This is a genomic window from Rugamonas aquatica (genome assembly GCF_009380215.1).
In the GTDB taxonomy this organism is placed as follows: Bacteria; Pseudomonadota; Gammaproteobacteria; order Burkholderiales; family Burkholderiaceae_D; genus Rugamonas; species Rugamonas aquatica_B.
In genome coordinates this window covers 13,686-31,354 of record NZ_WHUG01000013.1, presented here as the reverse complement: position 1 = coordinate 31,354, position 17,669 = coordinate 13,686, and the positions used below count along the sequence as shown (strand labels likewise).

At 65.9% G+C, this 17,669-nt stretch carries 18 protein-coding genes and 1 pseudogene; 15 read left to right on the top strand and 4 right to left on the bottom strand.

The genetic code is table 11. The annotated features are described in order from the left end of the window. The first annotated feature begins 5 nt into the window (after positions 1–5). From GEV02_RS24955 to GEV02_RS24920, 9 genes and pseudogenes are all read left to right on the top strand, one after another. A complete protein-coding gene (locus tag GEV02_RS24955) occupies positions 6–1,202 on the top strand; it encodes a PI-PLC domain-containing protein (RefSeq protein ID WP_152840642.1) in 1,197 nt (398 codons plus the stop codon). 110 nt (positions 1,203–1,312) lie between these two features. Beyond that, the gene (locus GEV02_RS24950; protein ID WP_152840641.1) at positions 1,313–1,762 is read left to right on the top strand and encodes a hypothetical protein; all 450 of its coding nucleotides are present in this window, start codon (positions 1,313–1,315) and stop codon (positions 1,760–1,762) included. Further along, complete coding sequence (locus GEV02_RS24945; RefSeq protein WP_174999328.1) at positions 1,759–2,115, top strand: hypothetical protein; 357 nt, start codon at positions 1,759–1,761, stop codon at positions 2,113–2,115. The genes GEV02_RS24950 and GEV02_RS24945 overlap by 4 nt, the downstream gene beginning before the upstream one ends. A gap of 63 nt (positions 2,116–2,178) precedes the next feature. After that, on the top strand, positions 2,179–2,904 hold the full coding sequence (locus GEV02_RS24940) for a glycoside hydrolase family 25 protein (RefSeq protein WP_152840639.1): 726 nt from the start codon (positions 2,179–2,181) through the stop codon (positions 2,902–2,904). A gap of 81 nt (positions 2,905–2,985) precedes the next feature. Next, on the top strand, positions 2,986–3,561 hold the full coding sequence (locus GEV02_RS24935; RefSeq protein WP_152840638.1) for a hypothetical protein: 576 nt from the start codon (positions 2,986–2,988) through the stop codon (positions 3,559–3,561). 247 nt (positions 3,562–3,808) lie between these two features. Next, a pseudogene (locus tag GEV02_RS33475) lies at positions 3,809–3,907 on the top strand (hypothetical protein); the annotation flags it as partial. Positions 3,908–3,956: 49 nt separating this feature from the next. Beyond that, on the top strand, positions 3,957–4,928 hold the full coding sequence (locus GEV02_RS24930) for a beta-L-arabinofuranosidase domain-containing protein (protein WP_235922937.1): 972 nt from the start codon (positions 3,957–3,959) through the stop codon (positions 4,926–4,928). Next, positions 4,873–5,400, top strand: a complete 528-nt coding sequence (locus tag GEV02_RS24925; RefSeq protein ID WP_328595916.1) for a PEP-CTERM sorting domain-containing protein — start codon at positions 4,873–4,875, stop codon at positions 5,398–5,400. The genes GEV02_RS24930 and GEV02_RS24925 overlap by 56 nt, the downstream gene beginning before the upstream one ends. An 89-nt stretch (positions 5,401–5,489) precedes the next feature. Next, positions 5,490–7,067, top strand: a complete 1,578-nt coding sequence (locus tag GEV02_RS24920; protein ID WP_152840636.1) for an alpha/beta hydrolase family protein — start codon at positions 5,490–5,492, stop codon at positions 7,065–7,067. A 3-nt stretch (positions 7,068–7,070) separates the two neighbouring features. Here the strand turns inward: GEV02_RS24920 and GEV02_RS24915 are convergent, their stop codons facing one another. After that, the gene (locus GEV02_RS24915; RefSeq protein ID WP_152840635.1) at positions 7,071–7,802 is read right to left on the bottom strand and encodes a hypothetical protein; all 732 of its coding nucleotides are present in this window, start codon (positions 7,800–7,802) and stop codon (positions 7,071–7,073) included. 177 nt (positions 7,803–7,979) lie between these two features. Here GEV02_RS24915 and GEV02_RS24910 point away from each other — a divergent pair, with 177 nt between their 5' ends. Genes GEV02_RS24910 through GEV02_RS24900 form a run of 3 tightly spaced genes read left to right on the top strand, consistent with a single transcriptional unit; the run spans position 7,980 to position 10,641 of the window. After that, complete coding sequence (locus tag GEV02_RS24910) at positions 7,980–9,218, top strand: sensor histidine kinase (protein ID WP_235922936.1); 1,239 nt, start codon at positions 7,980–7,982, stop codon at positions 9,216–9,218. A gap of 14 nt (positions 9,219–9,232) precedes the next feature. Further along, positions 9,233–9,874: a response regulator transcription factor gene (locus GEV02_RS24905; RefSeq protein WP_328595914.1), complete on the top strand. Its 642-nt coding sequence runs from the start codon at positions 9,233–9,235 to the stop codon at positions 9,872–9,874. Then, a complete protein-coding gene (locus tag GEV02_RS24900; protein WP_152840632.1) occupies positions 9,874–10,641 on the top strand; it encodes a MipA/OmpV family protein in 768 nt (255 codons plus the stop codon). The genes GEV02_RS24905 and GEV02_RS24900 overlap by 1 nt, the downstream gene beginning before the upstream one ends. 16 nt (positions 10,642–10,657) lie before the next feature. Here GEV02_RS24900 and GEV02_RS24895 read toward each other — a convergent pair whose 3' ends face one another. Both GEV02_RS24895 and GEV02_RS24890 read right to left on the bottom strand, forming a co-directional pair. Continuing rightward, complete coding sequence (locus tag GEV02_RS24895; protein WP_152840631.1) at positions 10,658–11,428, bottom strand: LytR/AlgR family response regulator transcription factor; 771 nt, start codon at positions 11,426–11,428, stop codon at positions 10,658–10,660. After that, positions 11,425–12,495 carry a sensor histidine kinase gene (locus GEV02_RS24890; protein WP_152840630.1) on the bottom strand — a complete coding sequence of 357 codons (1,071 nt, stop codon included), beginning with the start codon at positions 12,493–12,495 and terminating at the stop codon, positions 11,425–11,427. Before GEV02_RS24890 ends, GEV02_RS24895 begins: the two co-directional genes overlap by 4 nt. Positions 12,496–12,631: 136 nt before the next feature. Here GEV02_RS24890 and GEV02_RS24885 point away from each other — a divergent pair, with 136 nt between their 5' ends. Next, complete coding sequence (locus tag GEV02_RS24885) at positions 12,632–13,471, top strand: DUF2306 domain-containing protein (protein WP_152840629.1); 840 nt, start codon at positions 12,632–12,634, stop codon at positions 13,469–13,471. A 12-nt stretch (positions 13,472–13,483) separates the two neighbouring features. On the opposite strand, the gene GEV02_RS24880 is transcribed toward GEV02_RS24885, so the two are convergent. Further along, a complete protein-coding gene (locus GEV02_RS24880) occupies positions 13,484–14,254 on the bottom strand; it encodes a substrate-binding periplasmic protein (protein ID WP_152840628.1) in 771 nt (256 codons plus the stop codon). Between the two features lie 115 nt (positions 14,255–14,369). Between GEV02_RS24880 and GEV02_RS24875 the strand changes: the two genes are divergently transcribed. Continuing rightward, positions 14,370–16,391: a hybrid sensor histidine kinase/response regulator gene (locus tag GEV02_RS24875; RefSeq protein ID WP_152840627.1), complete on the top strand. Its 2,022-nt coding sequence runs from the start codon at positions 14,370–14,372 to the stop codon at positions 16,389–16,391. Positions 16,392–16,457: 66 nt separating this feature from the next. Then, positions 16,458–17,666: a M48 family metallopeptidase gene (locus GEV02_RS24870; protein ID WP_328595913.1), complete on the top strand. Its 1,209-nt coding sequence runs from the start codon at positions 16,458–16,460 to the stop codon at positions 17,664–17,666. Positions 17,667–17,669: the final 3 nt, after the last annotated feature.

Sequence of the window (17,669 nt, the reverse complement as noted above, 5' to 3'; positions counted from 1 at the left end):
GAGCGATGCCCTGGCTAACTGACCTCTTTCACGATCCGGTACTGGACCAGTCTCCGCGGGGGCCGTTCCGGGACCGGATGCTGAGCCAGATTTCGCTGCCTGGCACCCACGATTCGGGATGCTACCGCGACCAGCGGCTCTCGAACGTCTACTCCGCCACGCAGACCCAGGATATTTTTCAGCAGCTCGCCGGCGGCGTGCGCTATTTCGACCTGCGCCCATGCAAATCCGGCGACGAGTTCTGGACCTACCACGGTCCGCTGTATTGGGGCGGGCGGCTGACCGGCGCCGACGGCATCTTGCAGCAGATCAGGGCTTACCTCGACAGCCTGGCCCCCACCGATCGTGAAATTATCATTCTCAACGTATCCCACTTCAGCAAGTTTTCGGATGCCATGCATGACGAGCTCATCGACGCCATCAGGAATACTCTGGGCGACTATCTGGTGCCTTACACGCAGCAGGACATCAACATCTTCAGCTGTCCCTACTGGCAGTTGCTGTGCGACCCGGTGGCACGCGGTTTTCCACCGCCTGTTGCGAACCCTCTGGCCATGCGTTCGCGCGTCTTGGTTCTATACGATGGGGCGCTCGACACGCCACCAACGAGCTACCTCGAGCTCTGGCCTGCGGTTCCTTATCAAGGCTTTTTCCTGCTGTCGCCGAAATACCCGAACGTGCTCGTGAACCAAATCGCGCTGTTTGACCAGTATTCAAAAAGCGCGATGCTTGAAGATGGATTCGTGTACAGCGGCATGCGCGCGAACCAGCTGCACAAATTGCGCAATCGGGTCCGGTACCGGTATGCGGAGCAAACCTGGCGTGATCTTGATGATCCGAATTTCGACCCCGGGTACTGGACGGCCAATGCCGTCGGCGGCGTACCCGGAACACTGCACTTGCTGTCCTGGACGCTGACACCGCAATTTGCGGCGACAGTGACGGGCACTTGGGATCCATTGGTGGCGGCGCGGGACCAGGCCAACCCGATGCTGCTTGACGTGTTTTGCGGACCCGGCCGGGATTGGGCCGGCACTTGTTACGACGCGCTGCATGACGCGCAAATCAACATCATTTACGTCGACCACTATGCCTCGGTCCGGCATCAGAATGCCGGCTCGCCCTGGGATGGCATGGCCATGCCGGTGGCCATCGCCGCGCGCATGAATGTGGGCCCGGTCGGAGAAGGAAACACGTGGTAGCGGACCACGGGCCGGACGGGCGCGGCTACCGCAGCTGCCTTGGTTGGCGAACGATGGAACCCCGGCCCTGATTCCGATTTCTATTTATTCAACAACGCTACTGGAAAACCATGTTCAATCTTGCCTCCTTCTTCATCGGATTCAAATACAAGCTGCTTGCGATCGGCATTGCAGCGGGCCTGGCGCTGGCCTTTTACTGGTCATGGGCCAGCCGCGGAGCCGACCTCAAACAACTCCAAGGCGAAAACGCCGTCGCGCGCACATCGATTGCCGGCCTCGAAAAAACCGTAAAAGAAGAACAGGGTTCCGCCGACATCAAGGAACAGATCAACACGGAGGAAGTGGCCGAAGCACAGCAGATTGCGACGCGTCAGGACGATCTGGCAAGCCGGCGCCGGACTGCCGTGGCAAACATCGACCGGACTTTCGATGCCATGACGGCGACGCCATTGCATGCCAGCGAACGCGACAACGCAACCAGCGCCGCGATGATCGACGGCCTGTGGAGTAGCTATTGCGCCGGGCAGCCCGCAGCACCGCAATGCGTGAAAACACCATGAAGCCAGATTGCCCTATTTCGTCGGAAGGTACCGCCATGTCAACGATTAATTCGCCTGTGCTGATATTTGCCGTGTCGGCGCTATTGCTCAGCGGCTGCGCCAGCGCGCCCCCCGCTGCGCCGATCTATAAAACCGTGCTCATTGCCCCCGATGACAATCTGCTCGGCGATTGTACGGTCGGCGCACCGCCAGGCCAGGAGGCGTACAAAGCCGCGTCGATGAAGCAAAGGGAAGAGATGCTGGTTGACGTGATCGATAAAGGCTACCGCAACGCGTTTTTGTGCAATGAGCGATGGCAAAAAGTTCGCCAATGGAAGCTGCTCGAAATGAAGAATTATCAGCAAGGCGGTTAAGCCCGGCGCCGGTGGCCCATCCACGAATGACCAAGCAAACCTATCCAAAGCAAAGGAGAAAAAATGAACACACCCGCCTCTCGCCCGCTGTTTGCCTTCATGCTGCTGGGCTCTGTCCACTGCCTGGCCCAGTCGCAGGAACCGGCTCCTGTCGTTTCAGGCATCGACATCTCGCACCACCAGGGCACTTTCGATTTCAGCGACATCGCCGGAACCGGCCATCGTTTCGTCTTCGTTAAGGCCAGTGAAGGCATGTCCATGCATGACTCGCACTACCTCAAAAATATCGCCAACGCGCGCAAAGCCGGCCTGGCGGTCGGCTCCTATCACTACTACGACACCGACGCTGCCGCAGCCGACCAATTGGAGAATTTTGAAAAGATCGTTGTGGTTCGTCCCGGCGATCTGCCTCCGATCGTCGATATCGAAAAAATGAGCCAAGAATCATTGCCGCACATGAGGGCGGAGTTGCAGGTATTCCTTAATGCGCTGGAAGCGAAGTATGGTGCGCGGCCCATCATTTACTCCGGGAGGAGTTTCGCCGGTGACCATCTGAGAGAGTTCGGCCGATATAACCTGTGGCTGGCCGAATATGGCGTGTCCAAGCCAACGCTGCCGGCGGGATGGAGTGAATGGAGGTTCTGGCAATACTCGCAGGATTGTCGCGTCGGTACATTCCCCCGCGCGCTGGACTGCAACGTCTTCAACGGCACGCTGGAGCAGTTCAAGGGTTTGCTGGTGAGGCGGCCACGGCTTCACATTGCCAACCCGGCGTCAAAATGCCCATGACATAGTTCGGCACGTACTCCTTGGCGGTTCTGACAGTCAGAGCGCCACTCACCGTGAAGTTTTTACTTAAGGGATAGCACCATGGCACGCAGCGCAGATCTGATCAAAGCACTCCGGGACGTCGTCGAGCGCGACAAGAAGTCGTCCAACTCGATTATTGGGAACTTTCTCACGAAGGCGGCGCTGACCGGCGGCTGGGAATCGTGGCTGCAGGTAGAGTTCGCCGCGCAGGTTCTCGAAACAATTAAGTTTACAGCCTTCAGTCGCGAGCAAGCCTATCCGGTTGAAGCGAAGGGGGCCGGTAAGAAGTACGACTTGTGCTTCATCGGTGCCTCCGGCGGCGTGCCCATCTACGCCGAATTGAAAACTCAACGCACCAGCGCCTACCTGGCGACGCTAGACGATTTCGATGGGGACATTCTAAAGATCCAATCGTTTGACGCCGATTGGAAAAGCAACAATATGTTGTTCGCGGCCGCGATTTTGACGGCGAGAGCCGATGACGTGGTGCAGCTCGATAAATTGCGCAAGAAGGACATGACCCGTTACAGGTTTGCCCATTACGATAACGACGGCTGGACCGTTGATGACAGTAATAACTCTATTCCGCCTGCCGTAAAGGGGAAGCTGGTCATGGTTGTCTGGTGCAATACGTAAGGTTTCCAAGATCGGGCAGCGTCGGACATGCCGATGGCAAGTTTTTAGTCCGGCAGCGTGGTCACTGGCATACACAAAGACCTGGGGGAAGCGCTGGCGCGCAACTTGGGCCGGACAACGCGGAGCAGCTGACGGCGTTCATACGCCAGAAAATGGGCTGGTGAACGGATGGCGCCGGATTGTGCCGATTTCGTCATCCTTTTAGCGGCGCCACCACAAGACGGCCGCCGTTCATGCACAGGCCTACCTGCTGCGCCTGAGCGCGGACCGTTTCCTGCACAATTACCACCGCTTCGCCGGCCTGCCGACCAAGGGCGCCATCTACGGCGGCTGGGAGTCCGACACCATCGCGGGCGAGGGACTGGGCCATTACTTGTCCGCGCTGTCGCTGATGTATGCGCAGAACCTGGCTGGCGCTGGCGCGGCGGCTGTACCACACCAAGGTGCTGCTCCCCTTGACGCAAGGCCGCGACGAACTGGCCAATCTGCACGCCAACACGCAGATCCCCAAACTGATCGGCCTTGCGCGCCTGCACGAACTGACTGGCCGCCGCGGCGACGCCGACGCGGTCGACTTTTTCTGGAAGCGCGTCACGCAGCACCACAGCTATGTCATCGGCGGCAACGGCGACCGCGAATATTTCTCCGCGCCGGACAGCATCGCCGCCCACATCACCGAGCAGACCTGCGAAGCCTGCGCCAGCTACAACATGCTGAAGATGACGCGGCATCTCTACAGCTGGGCGCCCGATGCAGCTTACTTCGATCACTACGAGCGTACGCATTTGAACCACATCCTCGCGCACCAGAATCCGCGCACCGGCATGTTCACATACATGACGCCGTTGATGTCCGGTGTAGCGCGCGAATATTCCAGCGAGGACAATGACTTCTGGTGCTGCGTCTTGTCCGGCATGGAAAGCCACGCCAAGCACGGCGATTCGATTTACTGGGAGAATGGCGATACCTTGTTCGTCAATCTCTACATCCCGTCGACGCTGGAATGGAAGGCGGCTGCGGCAAGGCTGGAGCTGAACACGCGCTATCCGTACGAAGGCGACATCGAACTCAAAGTGCGCCGCCTGGCTACAGCGGTGTACTTCCATGTCTATACCGATTCGGCGTCAGACTGTACGCGCCGCCCTGACACTGTCGCGCACGCGAGACGCTCGTCCTTGCGCTCAAGCGAACTGATGCTATTCTGGATCCTTATCTTATCAATTTTATATTGCTTAAGGAGAAGACATGAAAGCTCTCGCGATTGCGCTGGCCTGTCTGGCCTGCACCGGCGCCGCTACGGCCGATACCAACGTGGCTCTGGGCGGCGGTGTGTCGCTCACCGGTTCGGGCTTCTGGGATGGCGGTAGTTGGGGACCGGGCACACCGGCGGATCCATCAACGATCACCGACGGCGCCTACCTGCCGATCAGCACCCAGTGGAACATTGGCACGGTGTTCTGGACCGGCGCCGTCGGCGCCGATTCCATCACCATCACCCTCAACCAGGCCGCCTCGGTCAACCAGCTCGCCATCCAGGCCGACAACGACAACGATTACCGCATCCAGTACCGCGACACCGCCAACGTCTGGCACGACCTGGCGGTGATGTCGCCGAACCGCTCGTGGGGCCTGGACAACGGCAGCACGATACTCGGCGCGCCGGTGGTGGCCACCGCGTTCATGATTTCCGGCGCAGCCGGCACCGGCGACGACCACTTCGCCGTGTCGGAATTCCAGGCCATGGGCAGCCTGGTGCCCGAGCCTGCCAGCTATGCCATGCTGGGCGCGGGCCTGGCCCTGGTTGGCCTGGTGGCGCGCCGCCGCCAGCGCCGCTCCTGACCGTCTACCTTCCGGCACATGTGCGTCCATGAGGGTTTCTCCAGAATGCAGGCTGGTTCAACAACGAACCGCCTCATTCAGGAGACTACATGGACAAGACCATCAGCACGCTGTGCCTCGCCTCACTGTTTGCCGCGCTGAGCGGCTGCGGCGGCGGTAGCGGCAGCAGCGCCGTTGCCGTGACACCGCCGCCGACGCCGCCGGTGGCGCCCACCGCGCCCGTCGGCGAGGCCGACACTTCCGGCGCGCGCGGCGCTTTGCTGTTCAACCCGCCGCCGCTGGCGCGCTCGCTCGATCCCGCCGGACTGGTGCAGGCATTGGGCCGCCTCGGCGAGTTCGGCACCCAGGTCTTGGCGGTGGCCGGCCAGCCCAAGTGCGGCGTCGATTTCCACCAGTTCGAATACAGCACCGTCGGCGCGGCCGGCGAGACCACCACCGCGTCCGGTTCGCTGATGGTGCCGAGCGGCAGCGACCCGGCCTGCAGCGGCAAGCGCCCGCTGCTGATGTACGGCCACGGCAGCTCGACGCAGCGCAATGTGCGCCTGGGCGACCTGACGCCGGGCGCGCCGTTTGCCGGCACCAGCGCCACCGTGGCGGCGCTGTACGCGGCGCAGGGCTACATCGTGGTCGCGCCCAACTACGCCGGCTACGACACTTCCAAGCTGAGCTACCATCCGCACCACATCGCCGACCAGCACGCCAAGGACATGATCGATGCGCTGACCGCCGCCCGCAAGGCCTTCGCCAGGCTGCCGCATCCGGTTGTCGAGAATGGCAAGCTGTTCCTCACCGGTTATTCCGAAGGCGGCTATGTGACGATGGCCACCCACCGCGCCATGCAGGCGGCCGGCATCAGCGTGACGGCTGCCGCTCCGCTGAGCGGCAACTACGCCGAGAGCGTCAGCTATGAAACCACGCTGGGCTCGCCCGAAGTGTTGCGCGGCCTGGGCCAGGTCGGCACCGAATCCATGCTCGACCTGGTGCTGCAGTTCACCGCCTGGCAAAAGGCCTACGGTAATCTGTATGCCGCGCCCACCGAGCTGTACCAGCCCGGCTATGCGGCATCGATGGAGACGCTGGCGCCGACCTTGCTGCCGGTCGGCTCGCTGGTCGGCAGCGGCAAGCTGCCGCCGCATCTGCTGGCGCGCGACATGCCGGGCTACGCCAGCCTGTCGGCGGCCGAGCAGATCAACTTCGGCACGCCGGAACAGAGCCTGCTGAAGTCGGCCTACATCTCGGCGCTGTTCAACGACATCATCAACCATCCCTGCCCGGTGACGGCGTCCACGGCGCCGCTCGATTGCAAGCCCGCGCATCCGATGCGCGCCGCCTGGTTCAAGAACGATTTGCGCACCTGGGTGCCGACCGTGCCGGTGCTGATGTGCGGCGGCCATGGCGATGACGAGGTGCCGTTCAACAACGCCACGCTGACCCAGGCCTACTTCAACGCCCACGGCGTCGCGCCCAAGCTGGTGACGGTGCTCGATGTCGATACGCCGGCGCTGGCCAACGATCCCTACGCCAGCGCCAAGTCGGTGTTTGCCGAAGCCCGGCGGCGGGTGGTCGCGTCCAACGGCGACCCGACCAGCCAGGAGAACTATCATGGCTACATGGCTTTCGCCGGCTGCAACGTGGCGGCGCGCGATTTCTTCAAGACCTTCGAGTAAGAGTTAGTCGTACAGCGTGCCGATGGCCAGCGGCGCGCTGACGGTCTGGATCTTGCCCTGCTGCGGCCAGTCGGCGAAGCGGTACAGCGCCACCTTGTAGATGCCCATCGAGCTGCCTTCGAACGGATGGGCGTCGACCAGCGGCAGCACGCCGCTGGGGCCGCCGGTCTGGGCGCGCACCTCCGGCGTGGCGCCGGCCGGATAGACGAATTTGATGCCCTGGCACTGCTTGCCGATCAGGCGCATGCGGTAGCCCGATTCGCGCTGCGCGCTGATCAGCTGTTCGCAGGCGGCGCGCAGTTCGGCCATGTCGTACACGCCGTCGGCGTGCTCGCGGATCGAATAGCGGCCGCTGAAGTAGTAGTTGCCCTTCTGCCGGTTCAGGCGCAGCACGGCGTCGTCCTGATACGCCTGCTTGAGCATGGGCAGCTCGGCGCGGCCGATGCCGTCGACCGGGATCGTGATGTCGGTCTTCTCGCCGACCAGATGCAGGCTCAGGCCGTTGAGCGGGGCGCTGGCTTCAAGCGGACGGATCTGCATGTGCGCCTGGATCAGCGGCCGGCTGCGCGTGTAGTGGGCGAAGAAGGCGGCGGCCTTGTAGGCGTGGCGGTAGCTGTTCCATTCGGAGTCGCGCTCGGCGCTGACGATCACCTTGGGGTCTTCGCCGACATCGCCGGCGGCGGCCGTCAGCGGCAGCAGCGGCAGGACTGCAATCCAGAGCGGCAATGTTTTCATCGGCGGAATCGGCGAGTTCAGGGACTGCCGATTCTAGGTCAAAGCGCGGCCTTGCGCTCATCTGCGCAGCATGGGCGTGGGGGAAATGCCACATGACTTCCGGCACTGTCGCTGGCCTTGGGGCTCGCGTATCATGGCCCGACTCATGCTCCCGCCAGGAACCTCATGCTGCACCGTTTGAAGCAAAATCTTATCGGCGTTATCGGTCTGCTGGGCTGCCTGGTCGGTGGCGCGCTGGACGGCAGCCACTTCATGATGAAGGGCATCAACGAGGACATGCCGCTGGGCCGCGCGGCCTTGTGGTGCGCCAGCTGGTTCACGCCGGCGCCGTCGGCGATCCGCGCCGGCACCGACCGCGACGACCTCACCGTTCAACTGTTCCTGATCGCCTACGCGGCGTTGATGCTGCTGTTCGCGCTGCTGTTCTGGCTGCGCACCAGCGGCGCGATGCGGCGGCTGGGCTGGCGCGGCGATGCGATGCTGCTGGTGCAGCTGCTGATCGCGCTCAGCTATCCGCATGGGCTGCTGTACCTGCTGGCCGCCGAGCTGGGCCTGGTGCTGGCGCTGCACAGCGGCTTGCGCTGGCTGGGCTTGCAGGTGCTGCTGTTGGCGCTGCTGACCTTGCTGCCCCTGCCGGGCAACGAGTCGACCCGCAGCGACGGCTGGGTCAAGACGGTGCTGCTGGACCTGGGCACGATCTCGATGTGGCAGTGCATCGCCTACGGCATCGGCTACATGGCGGCGGTGGAGCGGCGCGGCCGCATCGAACTGGCCGCCGCCAATGGCGAGCTGCGCGCCACCCAGCTGCTGCTGACTGACACCGTGCGTTCGGCCGAACGGCTGCGCATCGCGCGCGACTTGCACGATATCGTCGGCCACCACCTGACCGCGCTCAATCTGCACCTGGACCTGTCGCTGCGCCAGTCCGGCGCCGACGCGCCGCCGGCGCTGGCCACGGCGCGCTCGCTGGCGCAGGGCTTGCTGGCCGAGGTGCGCGTGGTGGTCGGCAGCGAGCGGCGCGACCAGCACATTGATCTGCGCGAGGCGCTGGCCGCGCTGTGCGCCGGCATACCGCAGCCGCGCATCGCGCTCAGCTTCGAGCCGGGGCTGGAGATCGCTTCGCCGGCCGTGGCGCATACGCTGTTCTGCTGCGCGCAGGAAGCGATCAGCAACGCGGTGCGGCACGCGGCGGCCGGCCAGCTGCACATCGCGCTGGCGCGCGCGGCCGATGGCGCGTCGGTGGTGTTGCGCATCGAGGACGACGGCTGCGGCAGCAGCGCCGAGCAGGAGGGCAATGGCTTGCGCGGCATGCGCGAACGGCTGGCGCTGCTCGGCGGCGAGCTGACGGCGGGCAACCGGCCGCAGCGCGGCTTCGGCATGGAGATCGTGCTGCCGGCTGGCGCGGGCGCGGCATGACGGCGCACGTCCCAGTGCCTATTCGTGTAGTGCTGGTCGACGACCAGATGCTGGTGCGCAGCGGCATCAGCGGCCTGCTGGCGCTGACGCCCGACATCCGCGTGGTGGCCGAGGCGGCCGACGGCGCCGCTGCGCTGGCGGTGGTGGCGGCGGCCAGGCCGGACGTGCTGCTGCTCGATATCCGCATGCCGCAGCTGTCGGGCATCGCGCTGTTGCAGCAGTCGGCCGCGCTGCTGCCGCCGACCATCCTGCTGACCACTTTCGACGACGACGAGGCGCTGCTCGACGGCATGCGCGCCGGCGCCAAAGGCTTCCTGCTCAAGGACATTTCGCTGGAACGGCTGGCCGACGGCATCCGCGCCGTGGCGGCCGGCGCCACCGTGTTCCGGCCGGCGCTGACCGAGCGCACCCGCAGCGCCTACGAGAGCAGCGCGGGCGCGCCGTCGCCGCTGCGCGACGATGGCGAGCGCCTGACCGCGCGCGAAACCGAAGTGCTGGCGCTGATGGCCGCCGGCTTCAACAACGGCGAAATCGCCACCGCGCTGGGACCGAGCGAGGGCACGATCAAGAACCACGTGTCGAGCATCCTGGCCAAGCTGGGCGTGCGCGACCGGGTGCGCGCGGTGTTGCGCGGACTGGAACTGGGACATATCTGATGAAGAAAATCTGGGCGCCGCTGGCGCTGTTGATGTGCGGCGCCGTGCAGGCCGGACCTACCCGCATGATGATGCCGGAAGATACCGAGGACATGTACTTCGGCCTGGCGGCGCTCGACCTGGTCCACGCCAGGGACAGCGGCCGCGACATGACGCTGTTGCCGACGCTGTCGGTGCAGTGGAGCAGCGGCGCCTTCCTCGACCTGAACAGCGAGGACGGGCTGGGGCTGGGCTGGCATCTGTCGGACGATCCTTCGCTGGCCTATGGCCCGCTGCTGCGCTTCAGCTCGCGGGAAGTGCGCAGCGATACGCCGGGCCAGCGCGGCGGCCTGGCCACCGAGGCCGGCCTGTTCACCTACTACCGCTACGCGCACAACATCCAGCTGGGCGCGCAGGGCATGGCCAGCAGCAACGACGGCGGCCTGGGCCTGCGCGCCCACCTGTGGGCCGAGGCGTCGACGCCGGTGGCGGCGCACCATACGCTGGCGCTGGGCGCCGGCATGGTGCTGGCCAACCAGCGCTATCTGCAAGCGTATTTCGGCGTCACGCGGGAGCAGGCCGAGGTCGAATCGCACCGTTTGTACGCGCCGCGGCCGGGCCTGTTGAGCGTGTATCTGCAACCGTCGTGGGAGTGGCAGGTGGCGAACAAGTACTACCTGAACACCTGGCTGCGCGTGAGCCGGCTGGGCGGGCAGGCCGCCGCCAGTCCGCTGGTGGGGCAGCGCAACCGCGCCATCCTCAGCACCATGCTGACCTACCACTACTGAGCTTCACTGCCGGGCTTCACATCTGGCGGAAGTGATGCAGGTAGCTGCGGCTGACCGGCAGCACTTCGTCGCCATCGCGCAGGTGCAGCTCGGCCGTTTCATTGACGCCGCGCACCACCATGCTGACGCAGCTCAGGTTGACGATGACCGAACGGTGCGTCTGCACGAAGCGCTCGGGGTCCAGCTGCTCGGCCAGTTCGCGGATGGTCTTGCGTATCAGCGCTTCACCTTCCTCCCATGCGACCTGCGTGTATTTTTCCTCGGCGCGCAGGTAGCGCACCTGTTCGACCGGGATCAGGCGCACGCTGTTGCCGACCGACGCCCGTATCCATTGCAGCCACTGGCGCGGTTGCGCGCGCTGCTGCATGCGGCCGGCCAGCTGGTCGAGCACCGCGTCCAGCGCATGGTTGGCTTGCAGCGGCAAGGCCACCTGGCGTTGCAGGCGCTGCACCGTGTCGGCCAGCCGCCCGGCGTCGATAGGCTTGACCAGATAGTCGAGCGCGCCTTGTCCGAACGCTTCCACCGCATAGTGTTCATACGCGGTGACGAACACCAGTTGCGCGCGGCGCGCCAGGGCGCGCGCGACGTCGATGCCGTTCAGGCCGGGCATGTGGATGTCGAGGAAGACGATGTCGGGGCGGCATTGCTCGAACAGCTCCAGCGCTTCCTGGCCGTTGCGCGCATCGTCGGTCAGCGCCAGGTCCGGCCACAAGGCGGCCAGGTGGCTGCGCAGGCGTTCGCGCAGCAGCGGTTCGTCGTCGGCGATCAGCGCCGTCACTGGTTTCATGGTTTTGTTCCCGGATCAAAGTGTAGTTCGACGCGCACGCCGCGCGGCGTGGCTTCGTGCAGGTCGAGCCGCGCGCTGGCGCCGTAGAAGCCTTGCAGGCGCGTGCGCAGATTGGCCAGCCCGGTGCCAGGCTGCGCCGTTTCCGACATGCCGACGCCGGTGTCGCTGACCCACAGCGTGATGCGGCCGCTGCCCGGGTCGCGTCTGCCGCCGACCTCGATGCTGCCGCCGTCCATGCTGGGATCGATGCCGTGGCGGACCGCGTTCTCGACCAGGGTCAGCAGCGCCATGGCGGGAAAGCGCAGCGTCTCTGCCTCAGCCACATCGCTGACCGAGAATTGCATCCGGTCGGGCATGCGCAGATGCATCAGCTGCAAATAGGTACGGACCAGTTGCAGCTCCGTGGCCAGCGTGGCGTCGGCGTCGCCCAGCCGTGGCATCGCCGCGCGCAGATAGGCGATCAGGTGGCGCAGCACCGGCCCGGCGTTGTCCGATCCCGACGCCACCAGCGCTTCGACATTGGCCAGCGTGTTGAACAGGAAGTGCGGCTCGATCTGTTTTTGCAGCAGGCGCAGGCGGGCGTCCAGCAGCTCGCGCTCCAGCGCGTCTTTTTCCAGCTGGGTTTGCAGACGGTCGGCGCGTTCGCGCTGCTTGCGTTCCTTGCGCATCGCCGCCAGCGAAAACAGCACGCCGAAAAAGATCGACAGGAACACCATCATGATCTGGCCGAGCAGCGTTTGCCGTTCGCCCAGGTAGGTGACGAAGTTTGCGCCCTGCGTCGCCAGCACCGTGGCCAGGGCGGCGACGGGCGCGGTCAGCACCACCGCCATCAGGCGGGCGGGAGCGATCCCCAGCCAGTGCGGCTTGAACCTGCCGGCCGCCGCATACGCCAGCAGCAGCGCCATGCCGATGAAGCCGATGCGGCCGAACACCGCGTGGTAGGGCGTGCCGCTGAGCCGATGCAGCGGCCACGACAACAGGAGTGTGAAGACCGCCACCTTGAGCGCCTGCTGCCTGGTCGGCAAGGCCGTGTCGGCGGTGTGGGGGCGGGAGGTGGCGGGCGGCATACGGCCACAATAACCGCTTCGCCGCCGCCGTTCAAGCCCTGAAAACCGTCGCCGGTCGCATGGTTGGCGGTGGCGCCGCCGCGCGGGCGCAGCGGCGGGCTATCGTCGCAGCCATTCAAACACACGGGAGGTGGTCATGACATCAGAAAACTATAGCGCTGCGGCCTTGCTGCCGCCGTTCTCCATGCAGCGCCGGGCGGCCGGCACCCTGGCCCGCGCCGTGCAGCTCTGGTTTGCCGTCACGGTCGCCGGCCAGCTGATGTTCGCGGCCTACGCCATCGTGCTGTACGGCGGCGCCGCGCTGCGCGGCGACATGGCCGGCTGGAACGCGGTCATGACGCACGGCCATGTGCCGGGCGATACGGCGGGCAATGCCGCGATAGTCGCGCATCTGCTGCTGGCGGTCGTCATCATGCTGAGCGGCGCGCTGCAACTGCTGCCGCAAGTGCGCGCCCGCGCGCCGCGCCTGCACCGCGTGAACGGCCGCCTCTACGTGGCCGGCGCCGTCATCGCCAGCGTCAGCGGCATGTACATGTTGTGGTGGCGCGGCACGGTGGGCGATTTGACGCAGCACCTCGGCACCACGCTGAACGGCTTGCTGATCCTGCTGTTTGCCGGCCTGGCCGTGCAGCGTGCGCGCACGCGCGACTTGGCCGCGCATCGCCGCTGGGCGTTGCGGCTGTTCCTGGCGGTGGGCGGCGTGTGGTTCTTCCGCGTCGGCCTGATGTTCTGGATCGCCGTGCATGGCGGGCCGTCCGGCTTCGACGCCGCAACGTTTCGCGGCCCGTTCCTGAGTTTTCTCGCCTTCGCCCAGTGCCTGCTGCCGCTGGCCGTGCTGGAGCTGTATCTGCGCTGCCGCCTGCGCGGGGCGGCGGCGCAATATGGCGTGGCGGCCCTGCTGGCCGGGCTGACCGTCGCCATGGGCGTGGGCGTCGCGGTCGCCACGGCGGGCATGTGGCTGCCGCGCATGCATTGAGCGCGGCGCCGGCTAGGATTCGCCGTAGCGGCTGCGGATTTCCGCCAGCACGCCTTGCTTCTCCAGGCGCTGGATGGCGCCGTTCAGCAGGTCGAGATCGGCCTGCGTGGTGCTGTTTTTGTTGAGCATCAGGTGCACCGGCGCCCGCAACACCATGAACGGCAGCGGCGCGATGGCCACGCCCTGTTCCCTGGCCTCGTGGCGCAGGGCGGCGGTGTCGCCGAGTATCAGTTCGGCGCGCCCGGCGTCCAGCATGCGCAAGCCCTGCTGGAAGCTGAGGAAGGTGCTCAGGTGGCCGGCCGCCAGCAGCTCCGGCTGCACGCGCGCGTAGGTCGGGCCATACCAGCCCACCTTGGGCGCCAGCAGCGACAACTTTCTCTTGAGCAAGGCTTCCAGGCTGCGCACGTCGCGGTAGTTCGCCAGGTTGGCGCTGCGGACGAAGACGCCGACCGATTCATGGCGGTAGGGCAGGCTGAAGCGCGCGTATTTGCGGCGCTCGCCGGTGTCGGAGGCGGCCAGCAGCAGGTCCAGCCCGCCCAGCTCGAACTGGCGCTGGCGGCGCGCGGTCGGCAGTTCGGGCAAGAGTTGCAGCGTGCAGCCGGCCTCCTTGAAGATCGCTTGCACCAGTTCCAGGTCCAGCCCGGACGGCGGGCCGTTGGGCTGGCTGTAGACGTAGGGCGGCCATTGCTCCAAAGCCATTTTCATCTGGCAGGCAGCGGCTGGCGCCGGCAATGCGGACGCGACGATGAACGCCATGACGGAACCGACGCAACGCGCTTGCATGGCGAAACCCTTTCTTGATCTATGGCTACAATTTGCCAGATGTGGAGAGAATGTCAAGCGTGCGCCTTGGTACAGTATAGTTGCTACACTTGTGCTTTCTGGATTCGGAATGCCTATGCCGGTGCAATTTTCCTCTGCCTTGTCCCCTGTCGAGTGCGATACCGGCTGGCGCTTTATCGGCGCCGGCACGCCCATGCGCGACCTGGTGCAGCGCCACGCATGGGAGTACACGCCGCTGGGGCCGATCGCCTCGTGGCCGGCGTCGCTGCGCACGGCGGTGGGCCTGGTCATGCACTCGGTCCATCCGATGTTCCTGTGGTGGGGCGAGCAACTGGTGCAGGTCTACAACGATGCCTATGTGCCCAGCTTCGGCCAGGGCAAGCATCCGGCCGCGCTGGGGCAGGCGGGGCGCGAGTGCTGGCCGGAGATCTGGTCCGTCATCGGTCCGCAGATCGACAGCGTGCGCAACGGTGGCGAGCCGCGGTGGTATGCCGACAACCTGGTGCCGATCGAGCGCAACGGCCGCATCGAGGATGTGTACTGGAGCTACACCTACACCCCGGTGTTCGACGAGGCCGACCGCGTGGCCGGCGTGCTGGTGGTGTGCACCGAGACCACCGCCCAGGTGCTGGCTGAACGGCGCCGCCACGCGCTGGACTTGCTGGCGCGCAGCCTGCTCAACTGCCGCGACGAGGCGCAGGTGCTCGACAGCATCGCCCATTGCGTGGCCGGCAATCCGGGCGACCTGGCCGGCGTGGCGCTGCGGCGCGGCTCCCAGGACGGCGTGGCCGAGGCGGGCGCCGGCGTGGTGGTCATCCGCGGCGCCGAGCTGCAATTGTGCGAAGACTTGATGCTGGTGTTCCAGGTGTCGCCGCGGCTGCCGATGGACCACGCCTACCGCCAGTTCCTGGAGCAGATCACGGCCGCCGTGTGCGCCACGCTGAGCCGGCTGGAGAGCGACCGCGCGCTGGCCCAGGCGATGGCCGAAAGCGAGCGCCTCAACGTCGACCTCAACCTGTCCTCGCGCATCAAGGATGAATTCCTGGCCATGCTGGGGCATGAGCTGCGCAACCCGCTGGCGCCCATCGTCACCGCGCTCAAGCTGATGAAGCTGCGCGGCGCCGACATCGCGCCGGAGCAGGCCGTGATCGAGCGCCAGGTCGAGCACCTGGTGCGGCTGGTCGACGACTTGCTCGATGTGTCGCGCATCGCCAGCGGCAAGGTCGAGCTGCGCAAGGAAACCGTGCAGCTGGCCGACGTGCTGAACCGGGCGATCGAAATGGCCAGCCCGCTGCTGGAGCAAAAGCGGCACCGCCTGCTGGTCGATGTGCCCGGCGTGCGCTGGCATGGCGATCCGGCGCGGCTGGCGCAGGTGGTGTCCAACCTGCTGAGCAACGCGGCGCGCTACACGCCGGCCGGCGGCCATATCACGCTGAGCACGCGGATCCGGCAGCAGACCGTGCAGATCCAGGTGACGGACGACGGCTCGGGCATCGCGCCGGCGCTGCTGCCCCACATCTTCGACCTGTTCGTGCAGGGCAACCGCCAGCTGGACCGCGCCAAGGGCGGGCTGGGCATCGGGCTGGCGCTGGTGCGCAACCTGGTGCAGATGCATGGCGGCGAGGTCAGCGCCTACAGCGCCGGGGAAGGGCGTGGCAGCACCTTCACCATCACGCTGCCGGACTCGCTGGTGCCCGAGGCCGAGGCCGAGGTGGCCGCCCCGTCCGCGCTGTCGCTGGCCGCCGCCGGCGCCCGCGTGCTGGTGGTGGACGACAACCAGGACGCCGCCGATTCGCTGGGCGAGCTGCTGGGCGCGCTGGGCTACCACGCCACGGTGGCCTACGATCCGGCCCAGGCCATCACCGCCGTGGCCGCCGCCGGCGCGGCCGGGGCCATGCCGCAGGTGGCCATCCTCGACATCGGCCTGCCCGGCATGGACGGCTTCGAACTGGCCTGCCACCTGCGCCAGCTGCCCGGCGGCGCGGAACTCAAGCTGGTGGCGCTGTCCGGCTATGGCCAGGAGCACGACAAGTCGCGCAGCCGCGAGGCCGGCTTCGCGGCCCATCTGGTCAAACCGGTCAATATCGCCGAGCTGCAAGCCGTGTTACCGGTGGATGCAGATGTAAAGTTATCATAAATGGTTATGTTTTTCTTAAACTAGCCATTAAAATAGCCGCGTGGAAACTTTTGCGCGGGGAACGTTGTGGAACTGGTTTATAAGAACGAAAAACCGCTATTCGGCCTGATGCTGGTGGTGTCGCTGCTGATCTGGGCCGGGCTGATGCTCGGCACCAAGGGCATGGCGCTGCTGTACCTGCTGCTGTTCGTGGTTTCCTGGTGTTTCGCCCAGTCGGCGCTGGTGTCCTGGCTGCGCGGCACGGCGGTACGCATCACGCCGCAGCAATTCCCCGACCTGCACCTGCGCATCGAAGCCTGCTGCCGGCGGCTGGCGCTGGAGGTCGAACCGGAAGCCTATCTGCTGCAGATGGGCGGCTCTTTCAACGCCTTCGCCACGCGCTTTCTCGGCAATCACATCATCGTGCTGTACTCGGACGTGGTCGACGCGCTGGAAGAGCGGCCGGACGCGATCAATTTCTACATCGGCCACGAGATCGGCCACATCAAGCGCAACCACCTGCGCTGGTCGGCGCTGCTGGCGCCGGCGTCGCTGGTGCCGCTGCTGGGCGCGGCCTATGCGCGCGCCCGCGAATACACCTGCGACCGCCACGGCTTCCACGCCTGCGACGATTTGAAAAGCGCCCAGGTCGGACTGGCCGCGCTGGCCGCCGGCGGCAAGCGCTGGCGGCAGATGAACGCTTCCGGCTACGCCGCCCAGGCGCGCGCCTCGTCGGGGTTCTGGATGTCCTTCCACGAGCTGGTGGCCGATTATCCGTGGCTGGTCAAGCGCATGGCGGTGGTGCGGGGGCTGGCCTCGGGCAACGAGGTGAGCCAGCCGGGCCGGCACGGCCTGGCCTATGTGCTGGCGCTGTGCGTGCCGCGCCTGGGCGTGGGCGGCCTCGGTTCGCTGATCGGCGTGTGCGCGCTGGTCGGCATGCTGGCCGCGGTGGCGCTGCCGGCCTACAACGATTACGCGGCGCGTGCGCGCATGGCGCAGGTGGTCGGCGTCGGCCAGGACGCGACGGCGGCGGTGGAGCGCTACTTCTACGCCAACGGCCGCGGCCCGGCCACGCTGGCGCAGGCCGGCTACGCGATGGACGACCCCAGCCACGTGGTGCAGGAAGTCTCGGTCGATCCGGGCAATGGCGTGGTGCGCGTGCTGCCGTCCGATCCCGTCTATCGCGGCAAGGCTATTGCGTTCACGCCGAGGCTGGACGAAAATAAGCGCGTTGCCTGGCAGTGCGGCAGCGAAGACATTCCCGCCCAAGTGTTGCCGGCCGACTGCCGCAACTAAACC